Source organism: Pseudomonas sp. Pseusp3, from assembly GCF_047304225.1.
In the GTDB taxonomy this organism is placed as follows: domain Bacteria; phylum Pseudomonadota; class Gammaproteobacteria; order Pseudomonadales; family Pseudomonadaceae; genus Aquipseudomonas; species Aquipseudomonas fluorescens_CD.
This window is the reverse complement of the sequence record NZ_JBGLYV010000240.1, coordinates 1-629: the sequence shown is the minus strand read 5'-3', so window position 1 is coordinate 629 and position 629 is coordinate 1. Positions and strand designations below refer to the sequence as shown.

Sequence of the window (629 nt, the reverse complement as noted above, 5' to 3'; positions counted from 1 at the left end):
TGCCCTTCCTCCCAACTTAAAGTGCTTTACAATCCGAAGACCTTCTTCACACACGCGGCATGGCTGGATCAGGCTTTCGCCCATTGTCCAATATTCCCCACTGCTGCCTCCCGTAGGAGTCTGGACCGTGTCTCAGTTCCAGTGTGACTGATCATCCTCTCAGACCAGTTACGGATCGTCGCCTTGGTGAGCCATTACCTCACCAACTAGCTAATCCGACCTAGGCTCATCTGATAGCGCAAGGCCCGAAGGTCCCCTGCTTTCTCCCGTAGGACGTATGCGGTATTAGCGTCCCTTTCGAGACGTTGTCCCCCACTACCAGGCAGATTCCTAGGCATTACTCACCCGTCCGCCGCTGAATTCGGGAGCAAGCTCCCGTCATCCGCTCGACTTGCATGTGTTAGGCCTGCCGCCAGCGTTCAATCTGAGCCATGATCAAACTCTTCAGTTCAAACATCTTTGGGTTTTGAGAAAACCCTAAACTTGGCTCAGCAATCGTTGGTTACATCTTTGATTTCTCGCGGAGTAACTTGTGATGCTGATAATCTGTTGACTAGCAGTCTGACTCCACAAGCACCCACACGAATTGCTTGATTCAGTTGTTAAAGAGCGGTTGGTTAAGATCTTTC

The 629-nt window shown here is 51.2% G+C and carries 1 rRNA gene; it reads right to left on the bottom strand.

From position 1 onward, the window contains the following. A 16S ribosomal RNA gene (locus ACCD00_RS30730) occupies positions 1–451 on the bottom strand; the annotation flags it as partial. Positions 452–629: the final 178 nt, after the last annotated feature.